This window comes from Burkholderia sp. BCC1640 (genome assembly GCF_902833125.1).
Lineage (GTDB): Bacteria > Pseudomonadota > Gammaproteobacteria > Burkholderiales > Burkholderiaceae > Burkholderia > Burkholderia diffusa.
The window spans coordinates 180668-203884 of the sequence record NZ_CADFEF010000002.1 but is presented as its reverse complement, the minus strand read 5'-3'; the positions used below and the strand labels follow the sequence as shown (position 1 = coordinate 203884).

Annotated in this window: 18 protein-coding genes; 7 read left to right on the top strand and 11 right to left on the bottom strand. The window is 68.7% G+C overall.

Annotated features, from left to right (window positions below):
* Positions 1–83 precede the first annotated feature (83 nt).
* Positions 84–1670, bottom strand: coding sequence for a glycoside hydrolase family 68 protein (locus HWX25_RS03340; protein WP_175907078.1), 1587 nt, complete (start codon positions 1668–1670; stop codon positions 84–86).
* Positions 1671–1838: 168 nt separating this feature from the next.
* Between HWX25_RS03340 and HWX25_RS03335 the strand changes: the two genes are divergently transcribed.
* From HWX25_RS03335 to HWX25_RS03315, 5 genes are all read left to right on the top strand, one after another.
* The gene (locus tag HWX25_RS03335) at positions 1839–2873 is read left to right on the top strand and encodes a substrate-binding domain-containing protein (protein ID WP_175907076.1); all 1035 of its coding nucleotides are present in this window, start codon (positions 1839–1841) and stop codon (positions 2871–2873) included.
* Positions 2874–3287: 414 nt separating this feature from the next.
* Positions 3288–3974: a type 1 glutamine amidotransferase domain-containing protein gene (locus HWX25_RS03330; RefSeq protein WP_175907074.1), complete on the top strand. Its 687-nt coding sequence runs from the start codon at positions 3288–3290 to the stop codon at positions 3972–3974.
* A gap of 144 nt (positions 3975–4118) precedes the next feature.
* Complete coding sequence (locus tag HWX25_RS03325) at positions 4119–5228, top strand: NADH:flavin oxidoreductase/NADH oxidase (protein ID WP_059819014.1); 1110 nt, start codon at positions 4119–4121, stop codon at positions 5226–5228.
* A gap of 161 nt (positions 5229–5389) precedes the next feature.
* The gene (locus tag HWX25_RS03320) at positions 5390–6460 is read left to right on the top strand and encodes an AI-2E family transporter (RefSeq protein WP_175907072.1); all 1071 of its coding nucleotides are present in this window, start codon (positions 5390–5392) and stop codon (positions 6458–6460) included.
* Positions 6461–6674: 214 nt separating this feature from the next.
* Positions 6675–7049 (top strand): hypothetical protein, encoded by a 375-nt coding sequence (locus tag HWX25_RS03315; RefSeq protein ID WP_175907070.1) that lies wholly within the window; start codon positions 6675–6677, stop codon positions 7047–7049.
* A 39-nt stretch (positions 7050–7088) separates the two neighbouring features.
* Here HWX25_RS03315 and HWX25_RS03310 read toward each other — a convergent pair whose 3' ends face one another.
* A complete protein-coding gene (locus HWX25_RS03310) occupies positions 7089–7883 on the bottom strand; it encodes an SDR family NAD(P)-dependent oxidoreductase (RefSeq protein WP_059690000.1) in 795 nt (264 codons plus the stop codon).
* A 161-nt stretch (positions 7884–8044) separates the two neighbouring features.
* Here HWX25_RS03310 and HWX25_RS03305 point away from each other — a divergent pair, with 161 nt between their 5' ends.
* The gene (locus tag HWX25_RS03305) at positions 8045–8893 is read left to right on the top strand and encodes an AraC family transcriptional regulator (RefSeq protein ID WP_175907068.1); all 849 of its coding nucleotides are present in this window, start codon (positions 8045–8047) and stop codon (positions 8891–8893) included.
* A gap of 93 nt (positions 8894–8986) precedes the next feature.
* On the opposite strand, the gene HWX25_RS03300 is transcribed toward HWX25_RS03305, so the two are convergent.
* From HWX25_RS03300 to HWX25_RS03270, 7 genes are all read right to left on the bottom strand, one after another.
* Positions 8987–9592, bottom strand: a complete 606-nt coding sequence (locus HWX25_RS03300; protein ID WP_175907067.1) for a LysE family translocator — start codon at positions 9590–9592, stop codon at positions 8987–8989.
* Positions 9593–9686: 94 nt separating this feature from the next.
* The gene (locus tag HWX25_RS03295) at positions 9687–11144 is read right to left on the bottom strand and encodes a heavy metal sensor histidine kinase (protein WP_175907065.1); all 1458 of its coding nucleotides are present in this window, start codon (positions 11142–11144) and stop codon (positions 9687–9689) included.
* Complete coding sequence (locus HWX25_RS03290; protein WP_059450219.1) at positions 11141–11836, bottom strand: heavy metal response regulator transcription factor; 696 nt, start codon at positions 11834–11836, stop codon at positions 11141–11143. The genes HWX25_RS03295 and HWX25_RS03290 overlap by 4 nt, the downstream gene beginning before the upstream one ends.
* Positions 11837–11857: 21 nt before the next feature.
* Positions 11858–13363: an efflux transporter outer membrane subunit gene (locus HWX25_RS03285; protein WP_175907319.1), complete on the bottom strand. Its 1506-nt coding sequence runs from the start codon at positions 13361–13363 to the stop codon at positions 11858–11860.
* Positions 13364–13368: 5 nt separating this feature from the next.
* Complete coding sequence (locus HWX25_RS03280) at positions 13369–14601, bottom strand: efflux RND transporter periplasmic adaptor subunit (protein ID WP_175907063.1); 1233 nt, start codon at positions 14599–14601, stop codon at positions 13369–13371.
* Between the two features lie 33 nt (positions 14602–14634).
* The gene (locus HWX25_RS03275) at positions 14635–17802 is read right to left on the bottom strand and encodes an efflux RND transporter permease subunit (protein WP_175907061.1); all 3168 of its coding nucleotides are present in this window, start codon (positions 17800–17802) and stop codon (positions 14635–14637) included.
* 228 nt (positions 17803–18030) lie between these two features.
* A complete protein-coding gene (locus HWX25_RS03270; protein ID WP_175907059.1) occupies positions 18031–18798 on the bottom strand; it encodes a Crp/Fnr family transcriptional regulator in 768 nt (255 codons plus the stop codon).
* Positions 18799–18966: 168 nt separating this feature from the next.
* On the opposite strand from HWX25_RS03270, the gene HWX25_RS03265 reads away from it, so the two are divergent.
* Positions 18967–20619, top strand: a complete 1653-nt coding sequence (locus HWX25_RS03265; protein WP_175907057.1) for an acyl-CoA synthetase — start codon at positions 18967–18969, stop codon at positions 20617–20619.
* 39 nt (positions 20620–20658) lie between these two features.
* On the opposite strand, the gene HWX25_RS03260 is transcribed toward HWX25_RS03265, so the two are convergent.
* Both HWX25_RS03260 and HWX25_RS03255 read right to left on the bottom strand, forming a co-directional pair.
* The gene (locus HWX25_RS03260; RefSeq protein WP_175907055.1) at positions 20659–22641 is read right to left on the bottom strand and encodes a methyl-accepting chemotaxis protein; all 1983 of its coding nucleotides are present in this window, start codon (positions 22639–22641) and stop codon (positions 20659–20661) included.
* Between the two features lie 139 nt (positions 22642–22780).
* The gene (locus tag HWX25_RS03255; RefSeq protein ID WP_175907053.1) at positions 22781–23212 is read right to left on the bottom strand and encodes a YqaA family protein; all 432 of its coding nucleotides are present in this window, start codon (positions 23210–23212) and stop codon (positions 22781–22783) included.
* Between the last annotated feature and the right edge of the window lie 5 nt (positions 23213–23217).

The following is a 23217-nucleotide window of genomic DNA, read 5'->3' as shown; positions in this document are numbered from 1 at the left end:
GGGAGGCGGCACACACGCGACACGCGCGATGTGCGCCGCCTCGACGCCGGCGGGCGATGCCCGCTGCATCCGTAGCGGACCCGTTACGGACGGGTGCCGGGGCCGCCGTTGTGGTCGGCGCCCGTCGCCGGCAGGTTTGCCGGGATGTCGCCGTAACCGCCGAGGCCGCTACGTCCGTACGCGCGGTCGACGGCCGTCGACGTGCCGTTGATGTTCACCTTCACCGTCGGCGCGAGCGTGCCGCCGCGACGCGGGCCGATCGCATCGATGAACGACTCGACGAGCCCGCCCGGCATCACGTAGTGCGAATACGACTGGAATTCGCGCGGGTTCTGGTTCGGGTCCTGCGAATACGGCGCGCCGGCCGGTGCGGAGAAGTCGGTCGGGTTGCCGAGCACGAGGCCGCTGCCGCCGTTCAGCGGCAGGAAGTCGCTGCGGATGCCGTTGCCGACGAAGCCGTAGACACCGTCCGGCCCGTCGACGCCCGCGGCCATCGTCGTGCGGTGGCTGATCGTGAACAGGTAATACTTGCCATCCTTCAGATAGATCTGCGGGCGCTCGGTCTGGTCGTCGACGCAGTTCGCCGACAGGATCGGCGGCAGGAACTTCCATTCGGTCAGTTGCGGGTTCGTCGCGACCGCCAGGCCGACGTTGGCCTTTTGATACACTGCGCCCGAGTTCATGACGGCGTTGAGGTCTTCCCGGTGCGGATCGTTCGGCGCGTAGCCGAGGTCGGCCTCGGTGCAGGTCCGGGCGCCGCGCTGGCCGCCGGTGTTGCCTTCGAACACCATGTAGGTCTTGCCCGGATGCGCGGGGTCGGTGAACACGAACGGATCGCGGAACGAGAAATAGGTGTTCTGCTGGCCGCTCTGGTAGTAGTTGCCGTCCGGTTGCAGCAGCGCCTTGTGATCGTCGAAGCCGCTGAACCACACGTGTTTGTCGTCGGCGTGGATGTGGCCGTCGGCGCGCGTGATGATCGCCTGCGGCGGCGTGATGTCGGCGCCGCCGGGGGCCGAGCGGTTGAACGAGGTCGCGGTGTAGTACAGGCTGACGTTGTCACCTTGCGTGAGGCGTGCGGAGCCCGACCATTCGGCGTTGTTGGTCATCGGCGACGTGCCGAACACCTTGGCGCTCGCGCCGTCCGGGAACAGGTGGCCGCCCCAGGTCCAGCCGCCGTTCACGGGACGCTGCGACGCGGGAATCCCGGCACGGCGATAGAAGAAGCCGATGCGCGCATGGACGTGACGATCGTCGAACGTGTAGCCGGCGTGCGGATCGGCCGTGAGCGAGAAGATCACTTCCCAGCCCTTGTAGCTGAGCTGGTTCGCGCGCAGGTCGGCCAGCGGCCAGGTATCCCAGACCCACACGTTCGAGTTGATCAGCGGGAAATCCTGCGGGATGTCCGGCATCGTCAGCGACTGCGGCAGCGAGTTCTTGTCCGCGCCGGCCGTGTGCGACTGCGCGACGATCTGGCGGATGTCCGCGCGGGTCCAGCGCATCGTGAAGTTGCCTTCGGGATCGTAGGCCTGCTGCGTATGCGGCGTGGGCGCGGGGGCGCCGGTGCTTTGCGCGTGCGCGACGGATGACGCGGACGCGAAGGCGGCCAGTGCCGCGCCAGCGAACAGCAAACGTTTGGCCGCGGTCGCGCGGCAAAAAGGAAAGTAAGTCATGTCGGCGTTGTTTCCGTTGACGGTGAAAAGGAACTGCTGAGGTGGCGTTGATATCCAAACCGGTTTGGATGCTATTTCAAACCGGTTTGGACGTCAAAAGATAAATATTTGACGGTAATAACTACCATTCGGAAATAATTGCCGCCGCACGCGGATTGAACGAATGGCATGCACAACGCGAGGAGCGACGTGAAGGTGAATCTGAAGGCGCTGTCGGATGCGCTCGGACTGTCGCGCACGACGGTCAGTCGGGCGCTGAACGGCTACGACGATGTGAGCGAGGCGACCCGCGAACGCGTGATGAAGGCTGCGCGCGAACTCGGTTATGTCGCGGATCCGACCGCACGGCGGCTGGCGACGGGGCGTGCCGATGCGATCGGCATCGTGTATCCGTTCGGAGCCGGCGATCTGGGCGACCCGCGCTTCGGTGAGGTCGTTGCGGGCATCACCGAGCGGCTTGGCGAGCGCAATCTCGACTTCATCATCGCGGCCGCACGGCCGAACGCCGAACTCGACTCGTATCGCCGGCTCGTCGACGGCCGGCTCGTCGATGGGCTGATCGTCGCGCGCACGCTGGTCGACGACCCGCGCCTCGCGTACCTGCGCTCGAATGCGTTTCCGTATGTCGCGTATGGCCGTACGCAAGCCGCCGAGCCTTACGCCTGGTTCGATTTCGACAACGAAGCGGGCGCGCGCGATGCGGTGCGGCGTCTGATCGGCTTCGGTCATCGACGGATCGCGATGATCAGTGCGCCGCTGTCGCTGAATTTCGCGATGCAGCGCCGCGCCGGCTATCTCGCGGCGCTGCGCGAGGCCGGCATCGAACCCGATCCGGCGCTGCTGGTCGAGTGTCCGTTTACGCGCGACGGCGGGCAGCAGGGCGCGCAGGCGCTGCTCGCACAGGCCGAGCGGACGACTGCGCTGCTCGTCGACAACAACATTTCGGGGGGCGGCGCGTTTCGGGCGCTGGTCGACAGCGGCTTGCGGCTGGGGCGGGACATGTCGCTCATCGTCTATGACGGGGTGCCGCCGGAGGTCGCGTACCCGCATCGGGTAACGGCCGTGGTGCAGCCGACCGGGCATGCGACCGGGCGTGCGCTGGCGGACCTGATGCTGGGCCTGCTCGCCGACGGCGTTCGCGGCCATCGGCTCGAGATGCCGATCATCGAGGCAGGCGATACGGACGGGCCGTTGCACGGCTAGCCGTGTCGGCGGCACGCCCCCCGTGGGGCGCGATCGGCAACGCACGTTGCGGGGCGCGCTCCGGTGCAAAAGCCATGACGGCGGCAGGGCTGAATGTCAGGTTTCTAGACGACCGGTCTAATCCGGGGCTATCATCCAGCCTCATGAATGCGACGTCGTTCCTGCCAACGGACGCGAAGATGCCATATCGCGCTGCGATGCTGGTGGTGCAGGAGATGCCGTCGTTTTTTTCGAGCTGCTTCTAGACGACTGGTCTAATAGACTTGAGCAATATTTTTGGCACGGGGCCGGCACGTTGACGCGTGCCGGCGGCCTAACCGGCAGGCGCGCCGTCGTCGCCGGCACGCGGCGTGCGTCGCGTGGGCTGCCGCCGCGACGCGGCCCCGTTCCCCCATTTCGAAGGAGTGTCCGATCATGAAGATTCTGGTTGTCCTGACCTCACACGACACGCTCGGCGACACCGGCAAGAAGACCGGCTTCTGGCTCGAGGAACTGGCCGCGCCGTACTACGCGTTCACGGATGCGGGTATCGAGCTGACGCTCGCATCGCCGAAGGGCGGCCAGCCGCCGCTCGACCCGAAAAGCAGCGATCCGGCCGCGCAGACCGACGCCACGCGCCGCTTCGACGCCGATCCGGCGGCCAAGGCCGCGCTCGCGGCCACGCGCAAGCTGGCCGACGTGTCGATGGACGATTACGACGCGGTGTTCTATCCGGGCGGGCACGGCCCGCTGTGGGATCTCGCCGAGGACCTGCACTCGATCGGCCTGATCGAGCGTGCGCTGGCGGCGGGCAAGCCGGTCGCGGCCGTGTGCCACGCGCCGGGCGTGCTGCGCCACGTGAAGGATCCGAAGACCGGCGAATCGGTCGTGCGCGGCAAGCGTGCGACGGGCTTCACCAACAGCGAGGAAGCGGCCGTCGAGTTGACGGAAGTGGTGCCGTTCCTCGTCGAGGACATGCTGAAGACCAACGGCGCGCAGTTCGAGCGCAGCGCCGACTGGGCGCCGCATGTCGTCACCGACGGGTTGCTGATCACGGGGCAGAACCCCGCGTCGTCGGAACCCGCTGCCGAGGCGCTGCTCGCGAAGCTCGGCCGTCAGTAAGCCGGCGCGGTGCCGGCATGACCGGCACCTGGCCGTTTCCGTCGTCGGGCGCATCCGGCCCGGCGACGGCCCGAACCGTTCCGTCGTGCGCACCGCACGGCGGCTCATCCAGTCGTTTCGTAGAACCAAGCAAAGGAGTGGTGGATGTCTGCCCTGTTCGAACCGTTCAAACTGAAGGATGTCACGCTGCGCAACCGCATCGCGGTGCCGCCGATGTGCCAGTACGTCGCCGAAGACGGCGTCGTCAACGACTGGCATCACGTGCATCTGGCTGGCATCGCGCGCGGCGGCGCGGGCCTCGTGATCGCGGAGGCGACGGCCGTGTCGCCGGAAGGCCGCATCACGCCGGGCTGCGCCGGGTTGTGGACCGATGCGCAGGCCGAGGCGTTCGCGCCGTCGGTCGCGGCGATCAAGGCGGCTGGCGCGGTGCCGGGCATCCAGATCGCGCATGCGGGCCGCAAGGCGAGCGCGAACCGTCCGTGGGAAGGCGATGACCACATCGCCGACGGCGATCCGCGCGGCTGGCAGACCATCGCTCCGTCGGCCGTGCCGTTCGGCGCGCATTTGCCGAAGATGCCGCGCGCGATGACGCACGACGACATCGCACGCGTGCAGGCCGACTTCGTCGCGTCGGCGAAGCGTGCCCGCGACCTCGGCTTCGAATGGCTCGAACTGCACTTCGCGCACGGCTATCTCGGCCAGAGCTTCTTCTCCGTGCATTCGAACCGGCGCGACGACGAGTACGGCGGTTCCGCCGAAAACCGCGGCCGTTTCCTCGTCGACACGCTGAAGGCCGTCCGCCAGGTCTGGCCGGAGCATCTGCCGCTGACCGCGCGTCTCGGCGTGATCGAATACGACGGCCGCGATGAGGAAACGCTCGCCGAATCCATCGCGCTCGCGCAGCGGATGAAGCAGGAAGGCCTCGACATGCTGAGCGTGTCGGTCGGCTTCTCGACGCCCGACGCGCGCATTCCGTGGGGCCCGGCATTCCTCGCGCCGATCGCGGAACGCGTGCGTCGCGAGGCCGGCCTGCCGGTGTCGTCCGCATGGGGGATCGACACGCCGCAACTGGCCGAGCGCGTCGTCGCCGAACAGCAGCTCGACCTCGTGATGGTCGGCCGCGCGCATCTGGCCGATCCGCACTGGCCGTACTACGCGGCCAAGCAGCTCGGCGTCGAGCGTCCGTCGTGGACGCTGCCTGCGCCGTACGCGCACTGGCTCGAACGCTATCGCGTCGCCGACAAGGTGGCCTGAGCGCACGTCGCACCGCGCGGCGCGCGCGACGTTCGCGCCATGCATTTGACAATGCTTGGCATCGCGTCCGCGTGCCGTGGCGGTATCGATGGATAGAATGGCGGTTCGCACCGGCCCTCGGGCCGCGCGAACCGCCATTTTTTCATTTCGACAGAGGTGCCATGCGCGCACATGTCTCGCCTTCCCAGGAATCCGCCGCGCGGCCGCGTGCCCAGCAGATCGCCCGCGCCGTGCTGTATGCGGCGCTGCTGGTGCTCGCGCTGTGGGTGATCCGCGATTTTCTTCCCGCCATCGCGTGGGCCTGCGTGATCGCGATCGCGTTGTGGCCGTTGCTGAAACGCTTCGAATCGGACAGCTGGTTTCGCGACCGGCCAACCCTGATCGCGACCGCGATCACCGCGGGCGTGTCGCTGCTGGTCGTGCTGCCGGTCGCCATCGCGCTGGGCCAGGCGATCTCGCAAGCGCATGACCTGCGCATCTGGCTGCACTCGATCCAGGACAACGGCATTCCGCTGCCGGACGTCGTCGGCCGGTTGCCGTACGGTGCCGCGCAGGTCACCGAGTGGTGGCAGGCCAATCTCGGTCATCCGCTGCACGCGGGCACCGCGATGCATGGCCCGAGCGGCGAGAAGTTCATCGCGTTCGGGCGGCAGTTCGGCACGAAGCTCGCGCATGCGCTGTTCGAGTTCGGCTTCATGCTGGTCACGCTGTTCGTGATCATGCGGGCCGGCCACAAGTTGTCGGGCGCGTTGCTGCAGGGCGCGCGGCGTGCGTTCGGCCGCGGCGGCGCGCACCTGATCGAACGGATGGTCGCGGCCGTGTACGGCACGGTGACGGGGCTGGTCGTCGTCGGGCTGGGCGAGGGCGCCATTCTCGGCGTCGCGTATGCGCTCGCGGGGGTCCCGCACGCGGCGCTGCTCGGCCTCGTCACGGCCGTCGCCGCGATGCTGCCGTTCTGCGCGCCGATCGTGTTCTGCGGCGCGGCGCTCTGGCTGTTCGTGCAGGGTGCGACCGCGTGGGCCGTCGTGGTGCTGGCGGTCGGCTTCGTGGTCGTGTTCGTCGCCGAGCATTTCGTGCGGCCGGTGTTGATCGGCAGCTCGACCCGCCTGCCATTCCTGCTCGTGCTGTTCGGCATCCTCGGCGGCGCCGAGACGTTCGGCCTGATCGGACTGTTCGTCGGCCCGGCACTGATGACGGTGTTGACGATGCTGTGGGCCGAGTGGGTCGCTTGACCATGAAGGCACCGCGCGGGCTCGCACACGCGTCAATGCCGTTGCGCCAATGGCCCGGATCGGCACACCGAGCCTCGTCGATCGGGCGCGAGCCGGGCGGCGCCGAGCGCGGCGTCGGACACAAGTCTCTACATTTCTTTTCGATCCGGACCCAAAGGTCTAGTAGCATGGGGCTTTCGATCACGCCGGCATGGCGCGGCAGATTCTTCCAAGCATGCGATTGATTCCGATGTACCGTCCTGCAGCGACGCTGTCGCTGGCCGCCAGCTGCCTGATGCTGCACGGTTGCGCGTGGTTCGACTCGTGGCTGCCGTTCTCCTATTCGCGCACGCCGCTGGCGCGGGCCGCGTCGCGGCACGGCGCGACGCGCGCCGACGTTGTACGCGCGGGCGGCAACCCGCGCAGCGTGTGGATGGTCCGTAACGGAAGCGGCGTCTGCTACAACTACTTCATCGAGCACGGCAACGATCACCGGGCGTACTTCGTAGTGTTCGACAAGGCCGGTGCCGTCACGCAATACGGCTTCGATACCTGCATGGACGCCGACCGCAAGGGCACGCTTCAACCGGACAAGGCGGCTTCGCGATAGCGCGGCCGCCATGCGCCGCGCGAGCGTGTCACGCAGTCGTCACGCGATCGTGTCGACCACGCCGCCGTCGACGCGCAATGCCGCGCCCGTCGTCGCCGAGGCCTGCGGCGAGCAGACATACACGACCAGATTCGCGACTTCCTCCGTCGTTGCCGGCCGCTGGATAATCGAGCTCGCGCGCTCGCTGCGCACGAAATCCACCGCGACGTCGTCGATGCTGCGGCCCGTCGCGTCGGCCGTTTCCTTCAGCAGCGCGCGCACGCCCTCCGACATCGTCGGCCCCGGCAGCACCGAATTGACGGTCACGTTGGTTCCGGCCGCGAGTTTCGCGAGGCCGCGCGCGATCGCGAGCTGCGCGGTTTTCGTGAACCCGTAGTGAATCATGTCGACCGGGATGTTCAGGCCCGATTCCGACGAAATGAACACGACGCGGCCCGTGTTGCGCGCGAGCATCCCCTTCAGGTAGTGCCGCGCGAGACGCACGCCGGACATCACGTTCATCTGGAAGTAATGGGCCCATTCGTCGTCGTCGATGTCGAAGAACGCCTTCAGCCCGTAGATGCCCGCATTGTTCACGAGGATGTCGGCCTCCGGCGTGTGCTGCGTGACGCGCGCGACGCCGGCGGCGTCGGACAGGTCGGCGGCGACGCCGTCGACGTCCGCGCCCGGTACCGCGCTGCGCAGCTGCGCGAGCGCGGCATCGACCGACTTGTCGCTGCGTCCGTTGACGACGACACGTGCGCCCGCCTGCGCGAGCCCTTCGGCGATCGCCAGCCCGATGCCGGCGGTGGAAGCGGTGACGACCGCGGTTTTGCCTGTCAGATCGATGTGCATGAATGTACCGGTTGGAAGAGGGGAACGGAACCCGCCGCGTCTGCCGTGGCGGCCGAAATCAAAGCTTAGGCGATCCGGCCGCGGAGCGTCGGTTCGCGGTTGCATCGCGCCGCGCAGTCTTGTACGGTGTGCGTTCGCCATCCGATCCGGGAGCCCGTCGCGTGAGCCGTTCCGCCAAACCCCTCGCCGTGCCGTCGCCGTTCTGGCGCGACGCCGCGCTGCCGTTCATCGAGGCGCGCACCGTCGACGACGGTCGGACGATCTGCTACGCGAAGCACACGCACGACACGTTTTCGCTCGGCGCGATCGTCGGCGGCACGAGCACTTACCTGAACGGCGCGACGAAGGAGCACGTCGGGCGCGGCGTGCTCGTGATCATCGATCCGGAACAGGTGCATGCGTGCAACCCGTATGGCCCCGACGCGTGGGCGTACCGGATGGTCTACGTCGACGTGCCTTGGCTCGCGCGGCTGCAGCATGCGCTCGGACGCGACCCGAACAGCGATTACCACGGGTTTTCGCCGAAGTTGACGGAGCGGCGCGACCTGTTCGCGCAGTTCGGCGGCTTTTACCGCACGCTCGTGGCACCCGGCGTCGATCCGCTCGGCAAGGAAAGCGCGGCGGTCGAATTCTTCACGCGGCTGCACGGCGCGCTCGATCGCGAAGCGCCCGTCGATACGCGGCGCGGGACCGACAACGCGAAGCTCGCACGCGCGGCCGACTACATCGCCGCGCATTGCCGTCAGGCCGTCACGCTCGATGCGATCTGCGCGGCCGCCGACCTGTCGCCGTCCTACCTGATCCGCGCGTTCAACGCCCGCTACGGGATGACGCCGCATGCGTTCCTGGTCGACCGTCGCGTGCAGTACGGCCGCACGGAACTGCGCCGCGGCCGGCCGATCGCCGAGGTCGCGCTCGATGCGGGCTTTGCGGACCAGGCGCATTTCCAGCGCGCGTTCCGACGCATCGCGGCCGCCACGCCGGGCCAATATCGAAGCGCCGCGAACTGAGCGGGGAAGGGCCGGCCCATGCCGGCGCCGCTGCGGGCGGGCGACGGCTCGCACCGCCGCCGCCCGCAGCAACACCCGTTCGAAGCGACGACGCTAGACGTCGAGCAGATAAAGCGCGCTGCCCGCGAGCAGCAGCGCCATCGCGCGGTTGAACAGCCGCATCCGCCGCGCGTTCGCGAGCCAGTGCCGCAGCGACGCACCCGCATACCCCCAGCACGAGATCGACGCGAAGCAGATCACCAGATACAGCGCCGCGAATTGCCACACCTGCGCGCGACCGCCATCGGCCGCATACGCGCCCATCGCGGCCACGCATGCAAGCCAAGCCTTCGGGTTCAGCCATTGCATCGCCGCGCCGGCCGCCACCGACGGGCCGGCGACGTTTGGCGCGTCCGGATCGGCCGGATCGGTCGACAGCCGGCCGTCGTCGAGCGCCAGCCGCAGCGCGAGGTAAAGCAGGAACGCGATCCCCGACCATTGGGTGGCCGTGGTCAGCATCGGCCAGCGGGCGAGCGCCACGTGCAGCCCGAGGCCGATCAGCAGAAACAGCGCGACGAAGCCGAGCGTCGCGCCGGCCGCATAGCGCAGGCTCGCGCCGAGACCGTGGCGCGCACCCGCGCCGAGCGCGACGATATTGACGGGACCGGGCGTAATCGACGACGCCAGCGCGAACGCGGCCATCGAAATCAGCATGCTCATCATGTGTCTCCATGCGAATGTGAAAGTCGCATCGAGACTAAAGAAGCCGCGCGTGTCCGTATTGAAGAAAACTGCCCTGGGCGGCGCGGTGCCGTCAGTGCATCGCGCGCGGCGCGTGCGTCGGCCGCAGCACCTGCGGGTCGCCCGCGTCGCCCGCCTCGGCTGAGCGTATCGGGCCGACGCTGCACGCCTGCGTCGACACCGAGAAGCCGAACGTATTGACGCCGCCCGAGCACGCGACGAACACGCTGCCGCCGTGCATCTCCGCGACGGCCTTGACGATCGACAGCCCGAGCCCGTGGTTCTCCTTGCTGTTCGCGCGCGCTTCCTCGAGCCGGTAGAAGCGCTCGAACACGTGCGAGCGCTGCACGGGGTCGATCGGCTCGCCGGGGTTGGCGACCGACACGTCGACGAGCGTGTCGCGCGGCGTGATCGTCACGTTCAGCGTCGCGCCGGGCACCGAATGCTGGATCGCGTTGATCAGCAGGTTGGTCATCGCGCGGCGGAACAGCGACGGGTCGACGGCCGCGCGCGCATCGCCGTGCAGTTCGGCGCGCAACTGCGCCTCGTCCAGCGGAATCTCGAGGAAGTCGAGCATGCGCCGCACTTCGTCGGCGAGCGACACGTGCTTCAGGTCGGTCGCGCGCTCGCCGCGATCGCTGCGCGACAGGAACAGCATGTCGTTGATGATCACGCGCAGACGCTCGAACTCCTCGAGGTTCGACTGCAGCGTCTGGCGCATCCGGTCGACGGAGCGGTCGCGGCTCGTCAGCGCGACCTGGGTCTGGCCGATCAAAATGCTGATCGGCGTGCGCAGCTCGTGCGCGACGTCCGCGTTGAAGGCCTCGAGCCGCGCGTAGGTCTGCTGGATGCGCTCGAGCGCGCCGTTGAACGACGCGGCCAGATCGCGCAGCTCGGTCGGCAACGCGTCGGTGTGCAGCCGCTGGCGGCGGTTGGTGGCGTTGATCGCCGCCGCGTCCTGCGACATCCGTTCGAGCGGCGCGAGCCCGAAGCGCGCGACCGCGCGGCTCAGCAACAGCGTGACGACGGTGGCGATCGCGATCAGCGCGGCGAGCGTCCACACGAAACGGCGCAGCATCCGCTGCGTGCGCTCGCACGACGACGCGACGATCAGCTTCAGGTCGGGGCGCTCGCCGCTGCCCGCGATCGGGACGGTCTTCGTCATCACGTCGTAGCTGCTGTGGTTGAGCGCGTATTGCTGGAACGCACCGAACGGCTTGCCGACGGGCACGCCGTCGACCGGATGACCGAAGCGGAAGTTGGCGTCGGGGCTGTCGATCTGGTAACGCGTCGACCCGTCGGGCGGTTCGAGATCGGCGAGCTTTTCCTGCATCAGGCGGCCGCGCGCGGCGGTGGTCGCGTGCGACACGATCATCTGCGCGACCTTCGCGCGCGTGTCGATCGTCGCGCGCAGTTCGGCAAACAGCTGGCGCTCCATCATCACGAACAGCCCGCAGCCGACCAGCGTGAACACAAGCAGCGACACGATGCCGAACATCGCCGACAGACGCAGGGTGATCGAGCGCTTCATGCGTGCCTCTCGCTGTCGGCGTCCTCGCGCGCCTCGAGCACGTAGCCCATGCCGCGGATCGTGTGCAGCAGCTTCTCCGCGAACGGGCCGTCGAGCTTGGCGCGCAGGCGCTTGATCGCCGTCTCGACGACGTTCGCGTTGCTGTCGAAGTTCACGTCCCACACGAGTTCGGCGATCGTCGTCTTCGACAGCACCTCACCGCTGCGCCGCGCGAGCACGCCGAGCAGCTGGAATTCCTGCGCGGTCAGGTCGAGGCGCGTGCCGTCGCGGGACGCGCGCCGGCCGATCAGGTCGACGCGCAGGTCGCCGATCGAGATCAGCGTCGATTCCTGCACGCGCGCGCGGCGCGTGAGCGCGCGCAGCCGCTCGATCAGTTCGAGGAACGAGAAGGGCTTGGTCAGATAGTCGTCGGCGCCGCCGCGCAGCCCGCGCACGCGATCGTCGACGCGGTCGCGCGCGGTCAGCATGATCACGGGCGTCTGCTTCTGCGCGCGCAATGCGCGCAGCACGCCGAAGCCGTCGAGCTTCGGCAGCATCACGTCGAGCACGACCACGTCGTATTCGAATTCGACGGCCTTCCACGCGCCGTCCTCGCCGTCCAGCGCGGTATCGACGACCCAGCCTTCCTCGGTCAGGCCGCTCTTCAGGTATTCGACGACTTTCGGTTCGTCTTCGACGATCAGGACCTTCATGGGTGTGTCCTTGTAACCGGGTTAGGGGCCGACGCTCGCGGCGGGCCGGAGGGTTGCCGCCGCGACGTCGGTCGGCGTGGCGCCGCCTGTCGCGCCGCCGTCCCAGCCGCCGCCGAGCGCCTTCGCGAGAAACACGACGAGCGCCGCACGCTGGCCCTGGATCTGCACGGCCTGGCGCTCGCTCGTCAGCAACTGCTGCTGGGCCGTCAGCACGTCGATGAACGGCGTGAGGCCGCCGGCATAACGGTCCTGCGCGAGCGACACGAGCTTGCGCGCGTCGTCGACGGCCGCCGACGCCTGCTGCGCGGCTTCGGCCAGCACCGCCAGGCCCGTCACCGCATTCTGCACCTCCTGGAACGCGGTGAGCACGGTCTGCCGGTAACTGGCCTGCGCGGCCACGTAGCCGGCCTGCGCGAAATCGACGCCGGCCTTCAGCTTGCCGCCTTCGAACAGCGGCTGGCTGACCGACGCGCCGATCGACCACAGCAGCGCCGGCACGGTGAACAGCCCGGAGAAGCGCGTCGCGTCCCAGCCGATGTCCGGCGACAGCGCGATGCGCGGGAAGTACGCGGCGCGCGCGATGCCGATCTGCGCGTTCGCGGCGGCCATCGCGCGCTCGGCCGACGCGACGTCCGGGCGCCGCTGCAGCAGGTCGCTCGGCATCCCGGTCGGCAGCGCGGGCGCGTTGATCGGCACCACGCGCGGCGGCAGCGAGAATTCGGGGGCCGGCGTGCCGACCAGCGTCGCGATCGCGGTCTCGACCTGCGCGCGCTGCTGGATCAGCAACTGCGCCTGCGTGCGCGTCGCATCGAGCTGCGCGCGTTGCTGCAGCAGGTCGAGGCCGGACACCGCGCCGAGGTCGTGGCGCGCGCTCACATAGTCGAGCGCCTTCTGCTGCAGGTCGATCGAGCGCTTGACGACGTCGATCTCGCTGTCGAGCTCGCGCAGCGCGAAGTAGCTGGACGCGAGATCGGCGGTCAGCACGAGGCGGGCGTTCGCGAAATCGTCGCGCGCCTGCTCGGAGCTGGCCTGCGCGGATTCGACGCTGCGCCGCACGCGGCCGAACAGGTCGAGTTCGTAGCTGACGCTTGCGCCAACCTGGATGTCGTTCTGCACGGTCGACATGCTGCGCGTCGCGTAGTTGGTCTGCGGCCGGTCGGCGGAGATCTTGAAGCGCTGGCCGCTCGCATTCAGGCCGACGGCCGGATACTGCGCGGACGCGACCGACGCGAGCGTCGCCTTCGCCTGGTCGTAGCGTGCGGCAACGGCCTTCAGGTTCTGGTTGTTGCGCAACGCGTCGGCTTCGAGCGCGTCCAGCTGCGCGTCGCCGAAGGCGGTCCACCAGGCCGGATCGAGCGGCGCACGGGCGGGCGCGGCCGGGTGCCAGTACGCGTCGGCCGGGTCGAGCCGCCACGCGGCCGGCGTCTCGACGGCGGGGCGCCGGTAGTCGGGGCCGACCGTGCAGCCGGCAAGGGCCGCGACCGCGACGACGGCCAGGACCGCGGCGGGGCGCAGGCGGGCGCGCATCGCGCTCACGACTTCGCTCCCGCGGCGGCGGACGCCGGTTTCACGGCCGGCGGCGCCTGCACGATGACGGTGTCGCCGTTCGCGAGCGCATCGCTCGGGTTCGCGACGAGGCGGTCGTTCGGCGTGAGCGGGCCGTCGACTTCGAGCGTCTGGCCGATCGTGCGCGCGATCGTCACTGCCTTCAGGTGCACCTGGCCGTTCGCGTCGACGGCTGCGACCGTCGGTCCTTCGGCGCGGAACAGCAGCGTGTTGGCCGGAATCTGCAGGCGGCCGACCGGTGTCATCGGCAGCGTGGCCTGCACATACGAGCCGGGGAGCAGCCGTCCGTCCGGGTTCGGCAGCGTGATCTCGATCTGCAGCGAGCGCGTCGCGACGTCGATCGCCTGGGACGTGCGCGTGATCGTGCCGTCGAAGGTCTGGCCGGGCAGCTCGGCCTGCGCGACGCTCACGTGCTGGCCGACCTTCACCTGCTGCGCGTACGCCTGCGGCACCTGCACGTACAGGCGCAACTGGTCGGCCTGCACGACCGTGAACAGCGAGCGGCCCGCGTTGCCGGAATTGACGAGGTCGCCGACGTCGACGTTGCGCTGCGTGACGATTCCGTCGATCGGCGCGACGATGCGCTGGAAGCCCTTCAGTTCGGTGAGCCGGCGCATGTTCGCATCGGCCGCGGCGAGGTTCGCGCTGCCCTGGTTGAACGCGCCTTGCCGGTCGTCGAGTTCCTGCTGCGACACCGCATCGCGCTGGCGCAGCTGCTGCGCGCGGTCGAACGACGTCTTCGCGAGCGCGAGCGCGGCCTGCGCCTGCTGACGCTGCGCGGTGGCCTGCGCGAGTTCCTGGTTGAGCTCGGGCGTATCGAGCTCGGCGAGCAGTTGCCCCTGCTTCACGTGCGTGCCGATGTCGGCCTGCCAGCGCAGCACGTAGCCGCTCGCGCGCGCATAGATCGGCGCCTCGACGAAGCCGCGCAGCGTGCCGGGCAGCGTCAGCTTGCCGCCCGTGGCCGCATCGACGGGATGCACGACGTTCACGTACTGGCGCGTGTTCTGCTCGGCCACCGCGTCGAGCCGGTTGCGGTTCAGCACGTTGACGACGATCGTGCGCGCGGCGCCCGCGGCCAGCAGCACGCCGACCACGATCAGTACGACCCGCCCGCGCCGCGACACCGACGTGCGCGTCGGCAGGTGCATGCCGTGTTCGTCCACCTGGATGCCGACGGAGCTGTGATGTTTCTCTTCCATGAATTGACCGGGTCTAAAGGCTAGGGGCGAAAGTCAGTGTCCGGCCTGGCGCGCGCGCCGGCGGGCCAGCCGCGAATGCACGCCGCCGAACACGAGCGGCACGAACAGCAGCGTCGAAACGGTGGCGAACAGCAGGCCGCCGATCACCGCGCGGCCGAGCGGCGCGTTCTGCTCGGCGCCTTCGCCGAGACCGAGCGCCATCGGCACCATCCCGATGATCATCGCGAGCGCCGTCATCAGCACCGGGCGGATCCGCGTCGCGCCGGCCTCGAGCGCGGCCGTGAGCGGCGGCGCGCCGGCGGCGAGGCGCTGGCGCGCGAACGACACGACCAGGATGCTGTTCGCGGTCGCGACGCCCACCGTCATGATCGCGCCCGTCAGCGCGGGCACGCTCAGGTGCGTGCCGGTGATGAACAGCATCCACGCGATGCCGGCGAGCGCGGCCGGCATCGCGCTGATGATGATCAGCGGATCGAGCCACGACTGGAAGTTCACGACGATCAGCAGGTAGACGAGCACGATCGCCATCGCGACGCCCGCGCCGAGACCGATGTACGACGTGCGCATCGTCTCGACCTGGCCGCGCACCGTGAGGTCGGTGCCGCGCGGCAGCGTCGCGCGCGCGTCGGACACGATCCGGTCGATCGCGCCCGCAACCGAGCCGAGGTCGCGGCCCTCGACGCTCACGTACAGGTCGATCGCCGGGCGGATGTTGTAATGCGTGATCACGGCCGGGTTTGAGACGGGGTGGATCTGCACGAGGTTGCCGAGCAGCTGCAGCGGCATGCCCGTGCGCCCGCTCGCGGAAATCGGCGTGCCGAGGAGGTCGTCGATCGACGCGATGTTGTATTGCGGGGTCTGGATCTGCAGCGGGTACTGGACGCCGGTGCGCGGGTTGATCCAGAACGACGGGGTCGTCTGGGAACTGCCGGACAGCGAGATCAGCATGTTCTGCGCGACGTTCTGCGCGGAAAGGCTGAGCTGCTGCATGCGCGTACGGTCCATATCGGCCACCAGGGTCGGTTCGTCGTTGCGCTGCAGTACGTGCACGTCGACGGTGCCGGGGATTTGCCTGATCTTTTTCATCAGGCTGCTCGCGATAGCCATGTTACTCGCGAGATCGTTGCCGAGCACCTGCACGTCGATTGCGGCCGGCTGACCGAAGTTGAGGATCTGCGTGATGATGTCCGACGGCTGGAAGAAGAACTCGACGCCGGGGAAGCGCTGCGGCAGCAGCGTGCGCAGCGTCTGCACGTAGTGCTGGGTCGAGCGGTGGCCCGGCTTCAGCGCGATCATCAGTTCGCCGTCGAGCGTGCCGATCGTGCCGCTGTTGCTGTACGACAGGTTGATGCCGCTCACCGGCAGCCCGAGGTTGTCGACGATCGCGCCGAGTTCGTCGGGCGGCACGACTTCACGGATCGCGCGCTCGACCTGGTCGGCGAGGCGCGCGGTTTCCTCGATCCGGTAGCCGGTCGGTGCGCGCATGTGCAGCCGGATGTTGCCGGAATCGGCGTTCGGGAAGAAATCGCGGCCGAGCACGAACACGAGGCCGGTCGACAGCAGGCAGAAGCCGAGGAAGCACGTCGCGTAGAAGCGGCGGCGCACCAGCAGGATGCTGAGCAGCACGATGTACCACGCGCGCAGCCGCTCGAACGCGGCGTTGAACGCGTGATGGAGCCGCGCGAAACGCGACGTCGAGTGCTCGGGGCCGGTGCTCGCCTGCTGCGGGCGGAACAGCAGCATCGCCAGCGTCGGCACGAGCGTGCGCGACAGCACGTAGGACGCGAGCATCGCGAACACCACGGCTTCGGCGAGCGGCACGAACAGGAAGCGCGCGACGCCCGTCAGGAAGAACATCGGCACGAACACGATGCAGATGCACAGCGTCGACACGAACGCGGGCACCGCGATCTCGCCCGCGCCTTCGAGAATCGCGTCGTGCAGGTTGGTGCCGAGATGCAGGTGCCGCTCGATGTTCTCGATGGTGACGGTCGCGTCGTCGACCAGGATCCCCACCGCGAGCGCGAGCCCGCCGAGCGTCATGATGTTGATGGTCTCGCCAAGCGCGGCCAGCGCGATCAGCGACGTGAAGATCGACAGCGGAATCGAGATCGCGATGATCAGCGTGCTGCGCCAGTTGCCGAGGAACAGCAGGATCATCATCGCGGTCAGCACGGCGGCGATCAGCGCCTCGTGGATCACGCCCTGCACGGCTGCGTTGACGAACACCGACTGGTCGAACAGCGGCGTGATCGTGAGCCCTTCGGGCAGCGTCGGGATCACCTTCGGCAGCAGCGCCTTCAGGTCCGACACGACCTTCAGCGTCGACGCGTCGCCGGTCTTCAGGATCGACATCAGCACGCCGCGCTGGCCGTTCTGGCGCACGACGTTGGTCTGCGGCGCGAAGCCGTCGCGCACCGACGCGACTTCGCGCAGGTAGGTCGTCGCACCGTTGACGGTCTGCACCGGCAGGCCGTTGATATCGGCGACCGTGTCGGCCGACGCGTTCGTGTCGATCCGGTATTCGGTCTGACCCATCTTCGCGGTGCCGGTCGGCAGCACGAGATTCTGCGCGTTGACCGCGTTGACGATGTCGGCGGGCGTGAGGCCCTTCGCGAGCAGCGCCTGCGGGTCGAGGTCGATCGCGACCACGCGCGTGCGGCCGCCGTACGGAAACGGGATCTGCGCGCCCGGGATCGTGATCAGTTGCGGGCGCAGGAAGTTGAGCGCGATGTCGGCGAGCGACTGTTCGCTGAGCGTCTTGCTGGACAGCCCGAGCTGGATCACCGGGATGCTCGACGCGGAATAGGTGATCACGAGCGGCGGCGTCGCGCCCTGCGGCATCTGCCGCACGATCGCCTGCGCGGACGATACTGTCTGCGCGATCGCGGTCTGCACGTTCGCGCCGGGCTGCAGGAACACCTTCACGACCGCGATGCCGGGCAGCGAGGTCGACTCGATGTGCTGGATGTTGTTGACGGTCGTCGTCAGGATCCGTTCATGAACGGCCGTGATCCGGTTGGTCATCTCCTTCGCGGAGAAGCCGGTGTAATTCCAGATCACGCTGATGACGGGAATGTTGACCGCCGGCAGGACGTCGACAGGCGTGCGCATCAGCGCAAGCGGGGTGGCCAGCACGATCATGATGGCCATCACGATGAACGTGTAGGGGCGCCTGAGCGCGAGATTGACGATCCACATGGAGGCAGCGGGACAGGCGGTGATCAGGCGTCGATGAAGGGAACCCGAATGATAGGCGTCGGGGCGGAACGGGTCACTGGCGCGAAACTGGCGGAATTGTCAGGTTGGGGCGGGGCGGCGCAAGGTCGATTCGTCGGATGAAAGGTGCGCGGACGCGGGTGCGCGGAAACCGCCGCCGGACCGCACGTGCATGCCGCATCGGCGGCGGTTCCGCGCATCGGACGCCGCTCAGATCTGTTCCATCCCGACCCGCGCGAGCGCGGCCAGATCGACGACCTCGATCTGGTTGTACGCGAGCCTCAGCACGCCGAGTTTCTCGAGCTGCTGCAACGCCTGGTTGATCCGCTGCCGCGACACGCCGACGAGCATCCCCAGTTCCTCCTGCGAGATCGCGAGCGACGGGCCGGTGTCCGGGTACAGCGCGGGGTTGAACAACTGCGCGAGCGCCTGCGCGACGCGCGCGTCGACATCGAGCAGCCGGCTGTTCTGGATCGACGCGATGAATTCGCCCATCCGGTTGTTCAACTGATGGATCACGAAGCGCGTGAACGGCAGGCTCGTGTCGAGCAGCGCATGGAACGTGTCGACCGGGACGAACAGCACGATCGAGCGCTGGACGGCGACGACTTCGTATTTGCGCAACTCGCGCTTGATCACGCTGCCTTCGCCGAACCAGCCGCCCGACGGCACGCCGGAAAACGTGCAGCCGCGGCCCGACGCGTTGAAGATCGCCAGCTTCAGCAATCCGCGATGCACACCGATCCAGTATTCGGACGGCGCGAGCCGCTGCGCGATCACGTCGCCGGCTTCGCGCCGTTCCGCGTGGGACTGCGCGAGCACGAGCGCCTGGTGTTCCGGCGCCAGCGCGCGGAACCACGCGCACTGGCTGAACAGCACGGACAGGGCCGGCAACGGGCCCGGTTCGAGCGGCGGGTTGGCCGGCGAGTGGTCCGGCGTATCGGCCGCGTCGGGCGGTGCAACGGAGTGGTCGTGCATGGGTGCGGGTTTGCGAGGATAGGGATAACGCGCAGCGTTCATCGGGCACTCTGTCGTTTCGATGACAGACGGCTCACAATAGCGCCCGTTAGGCTATCGGCAATTGAACCACATCAAAACCGATCGGGGTGCATGCGCGCCGGCCGGCAGAAAACGGGAGACAGGATCATGACGCAGATGTTCGAGGCCGGACTCGGCCGCCGCGATGCCAACTACGTGCCGCTCACGCCGATCGACTTTCTGGTCCGCGCGGCCGAAGTCTACGGCGAGCGCCTCGCGATCGTGCACGGCGACGTGCGGCGCAGCTGGGGCGAGACCTACAAGCGCGCGAAGCAGCTCGCGAGCGCGCTCGCGCGGGCCGGCGTCGCGCGTGGCGAGACGGTCGCGGCGCTGCTGCCGAACATCCCGGCGATGGTCGAGGCGCACTTCGGCGTGCCGATGGCCGGCGCCGTGCTCAACACGATCAACACGCGGCTCGACATTTCGTCGGTGCTGTTCATGCTGCGTCACGGCGAAGCGAAGGTGCTGATCGTCGATACCGAATACGCGGAGCTCGCGCATCGCGCGGCGCTCGAAGTGCCGGGCCTGAAGATCGTCAGCGTCGCCGATGCGATGCCGGCCGACCCCGCGCGCTTCGCCGGCGCGACCGACTACGAGGCGTTCGTCGCGGGCGGCGACCCGGACTACGCGTGGACACTGCCCGCCGACGAGTGGGAGGCGATCGCGCTGAACTACACGTCCGGCACGACCGGCGACCCGAAGGGCGTCGTCTATCACCATCGCGGCGCGTATCTCGCGGCGATCAGCAACATCCTCGAATGGGACATGCCGAAGCACGCCGTGTATCTGTGGACGCTGCCGATGTTCCACTGCAACGGCTGGTGCTTCCCGTGGGCCGTCGCGGCGCGCGCGGGCGTGAACGTCTGCCTGCGCAAGTTCGACGCGAAGACGGTGTTCGACCTGATCCGCCGCGAACGCATCACGCATTACTGCGGCGCGCCGATCGTGCAGAGCGCGATCGCGAATGCGCCGGCCGAGTTCCGCGCGGGCATCGATCATACGGTGCACGCGATGGTCGCCGGTGCCGCGCCCGCACCGGCCGTGATCGCGAAGATGAAGGAGATCGGCTTCGACCTGCTGCACGTGTACGGACTGACCGAGGTCTACGGCCCGGCGACCGTATGCGCGAAGCAGGCGCACTGGGACGACCTGCCCGACGACGAGCGCGCGCGGCTCAATGCGCGGCAGGGCGTGCGCTATCACCTGGAAGCGGGCGCGACGGTGCTGGACCCGGACACGATGGCGCCGGTGCCGGCCGACGGCGAGACGCTCGGCGAGATCATGTTCCGCGGCAACATCTGCATGAAGGGCTACCTGAAGAACCCGCACGCGACGGACGAGGCATTCCACGGCGGCTGGTTCCACACGGGCGATCTCGGCGTGCTGACGCCGGACGGCTATATCCGCATCAAGGATCGCCGCAAGGACATCATCATTTCCGGCGGCGAGAACATCTCGAGCATCGAGGTCGAGGATGCGCTGTACCGGCATCCGGCCGTCGAGGTCGCCGCGGTGGTCGCGATGCCCGACCCGAAATGGGGCGAGGTGCCGTGCGCGTTCGTCGAGCTGCGCAACGGCATGAGCGCGACCGAGGAGGAAATCATCGCGCACTGCCGGCAGTTGCTCGCGGGTTTCAAGGTGCCGAAGGTCGTGCGCTTCGGCGAGCTGCCGAAGACGTCGACCGGCAAGATCCAGAAATTCCAGCTGCGCAACGCGGTCGGGTCGGACAAGGCGATCGACCTGGCGGGGGACAAGAAGTGATCGACGCGACCGGGCGGTTGCCCGGTCGTTCGTCGTGCGTCACGCGTCGCGGGCCAGCCGGAACACGCTGACGGCTTCCGACAATTGCGCGGCCTGGTCGCGCAACGCGACGGCCGCGCGTTCGGCATCCGAGATCAGCGTCGCGTTCTGCTGCGTCGCCTCGCCGATCTGCGTGATGGCCTGGTTCACCTGCTCGATGCCGGTCGATTGCTCGCGCGACGCGGCGCTGATCTCGCCGATCAGCGTGCTGACCTGATCGACGCGCTGGACGATGTCGCGCATCGTGCCGCGCGCGGCGTCCGCGATCCGATAGCCCTGTTCGACGGTCGTCGACGATTCGGCGCTCAGCGCGTCGATTTCCTTGACCGCGGCCGCGCTGCGCTGCGCGAGCGCGCGCACTTCGGCCGCGACCACCGCGAAGCCCCGACCGTGCTCGCCCGCGCGCGCAGCCTCGACGGCAGCGTTCAGCGCCAGGATATTGGTCTGGAACGCGATGCCTTCGATCGTGCCGGTGATTTCGGCGATCCGGCGCGTCGCACGGCCGATGTCGTCCATCGTCGCGACCACGCGTTGCACCGCCGTGTCGCCGTCGGTCGCGGCGGCCGATGCGTCGGCGACCAGCGCGTTCGCCTGAGCCGCATGTTCGGCGTTCTGCTGCACGGCGGCCGTGATCTGCTCCATGCTGGCTGCCGTCTGTTCGACGCTGCTCGCCTGCGTCGCGATCCGCGCGGCGATGTCGCCGCTGCCGGCCGCGATGCCGACCGTGCCGCGCGCGATGTCGGACGAGCCGCTGCGCACCTGCGCGACGATCCGCGCGAGGCCGTCGCCGATTCCGTCGACCGCCTGCACGAGCCGGCCGATCTCGTCGTTGCCCGCCGCGCCGCGCGCGGCGGCGCCGTCGCGGATGCGGATGCTGAGGTCGCCGGCCGCGAAGCGTTCCGACGCACGCGCCGCCGCATCGAGCGGCCGGCTCACCACGCGTCGCACGACGACGAGGAACAATGCCGCGAACGCCGCGACGAGCACGGCCCCGATCATCAGGAAACGGTTGCGGACGGTGCGCATGCTCGCGAGCAGTTCGTCGTCGAGCGCGATGCCGCCGACCAGCCATTGCCACTGCGGAATCGTCGTGAACGACACGAATTTGGCGGTGGGCCCGGTGTCGTGCGCGGCCGGATCGGCCGACGTGTAAGCGAGCCGGCCCTGGCCGGCGGCGAGCATCTGCGTGTACGGCGCGCGCGCGTCGTCCGCGCGCTGGCCGGCCGCGTCGGGATGGACGACGAAGGTGCCGCGCGATGCACCCGGCGACGCATCGAGCACGAAGTAATAGCCGTTTTCACCGATCTTCAGCGCCCGGATGCCGTCCTGCACGACTTGCAGCTCGGCACCGACGTCGAGGCCGACGAACAGCGCGCCGATCACGCGGCCCGTCGCGTCCGTGACCGGCTTGTACTGCGTGATGTACGGCCGGCCGAACAGTTTCGCGAGGCCCGTATAGCTGCGTCCGGCGACGAGCGGCGCGTAGGCGGGGCTTGCGCGATCGAGGCGCGTGCCGACCGCGCGCGTGCCGTCCTGCTTCTTCAGCGACGTCGTGATGCGGACGAAATCGTCGCCGTCGCGCGCGAAGATCGTCGCGATCGCGCCGCTTTTCTTCAGGAACTGGTCGGGAATCGCGTAATCGAGGTCGAGCGGCTGGCCGCCCGCGGAGAGTGTCGGCGCGGCGACGCCGCCGATGTCGACGGTGCGGGCCGGGTCGAGCGCGAAATCGGCCGGCAGGAAACTGGCGAACAGCGCCATCGAGCGCGTGGCTTCGGCGGACAGCGCCTTGTCGAACATCTCGACCATCGCGCGGATCGACTGCTCCTTGTCCGCGATGCGCGCATGGGCCTCGTCGGCGAGTTGCTGGCCGGCGAAATGGGCGAGCGCCCATGCGAAGGCGGTAAACAGCAGCGCGACCAGCACGCATGCCAGCGCGGCCAGGCGCGCGCCGACGCTCGCCCGGCCCAGTTGGGTCAATCTCATACGAATCCTGAGTGGAGAGGGAGAGAGGCGGAACGCACGCGCCACCGCATACCGTAAGGAATACGGCAGGTTCGGCGAATTCTTTAGCGGTGCGAAGCCGCAAGGGGCGAGCAGGTTCGCCCGACGCGGGCGGGCGGCGTCAGTGCATCACGAGCCATGCGACGGCCAGATACCGCCCGACCTTCGCGATCGTCACGATCGCGAGGAAGGTCGGCAGCGGCTCGCGCAGCACTCCGGCGATCATCGTCAGCGGATCGCCGACCACCGGCGCCCAGCTCAGCAGCAGCGACCAGCGGCCGTGGCGCGCATACCAGCGCTCGGCGCGCGCGAGCGCGGCCGGCTTGACCGGGAACCAGCGGCGGTCGCGGAAGTGTTCGATGCCGCGGCCGAGCGCCCAGTTGACCGCCGAGCCCGCGACGTTGCCGACGCTCGCGACCAGCACCAGCGCCCACACGGGCTCGCGTCCGGCGAGCAGCAGGCCGGCGAGCACGGCTTCGGACTGGAGCGGCAGCAGGGTCGCGGCGACCATCGACACGGCGAACAGGCCGCCGTAAGTGAGCAATTCGGACATCGCGC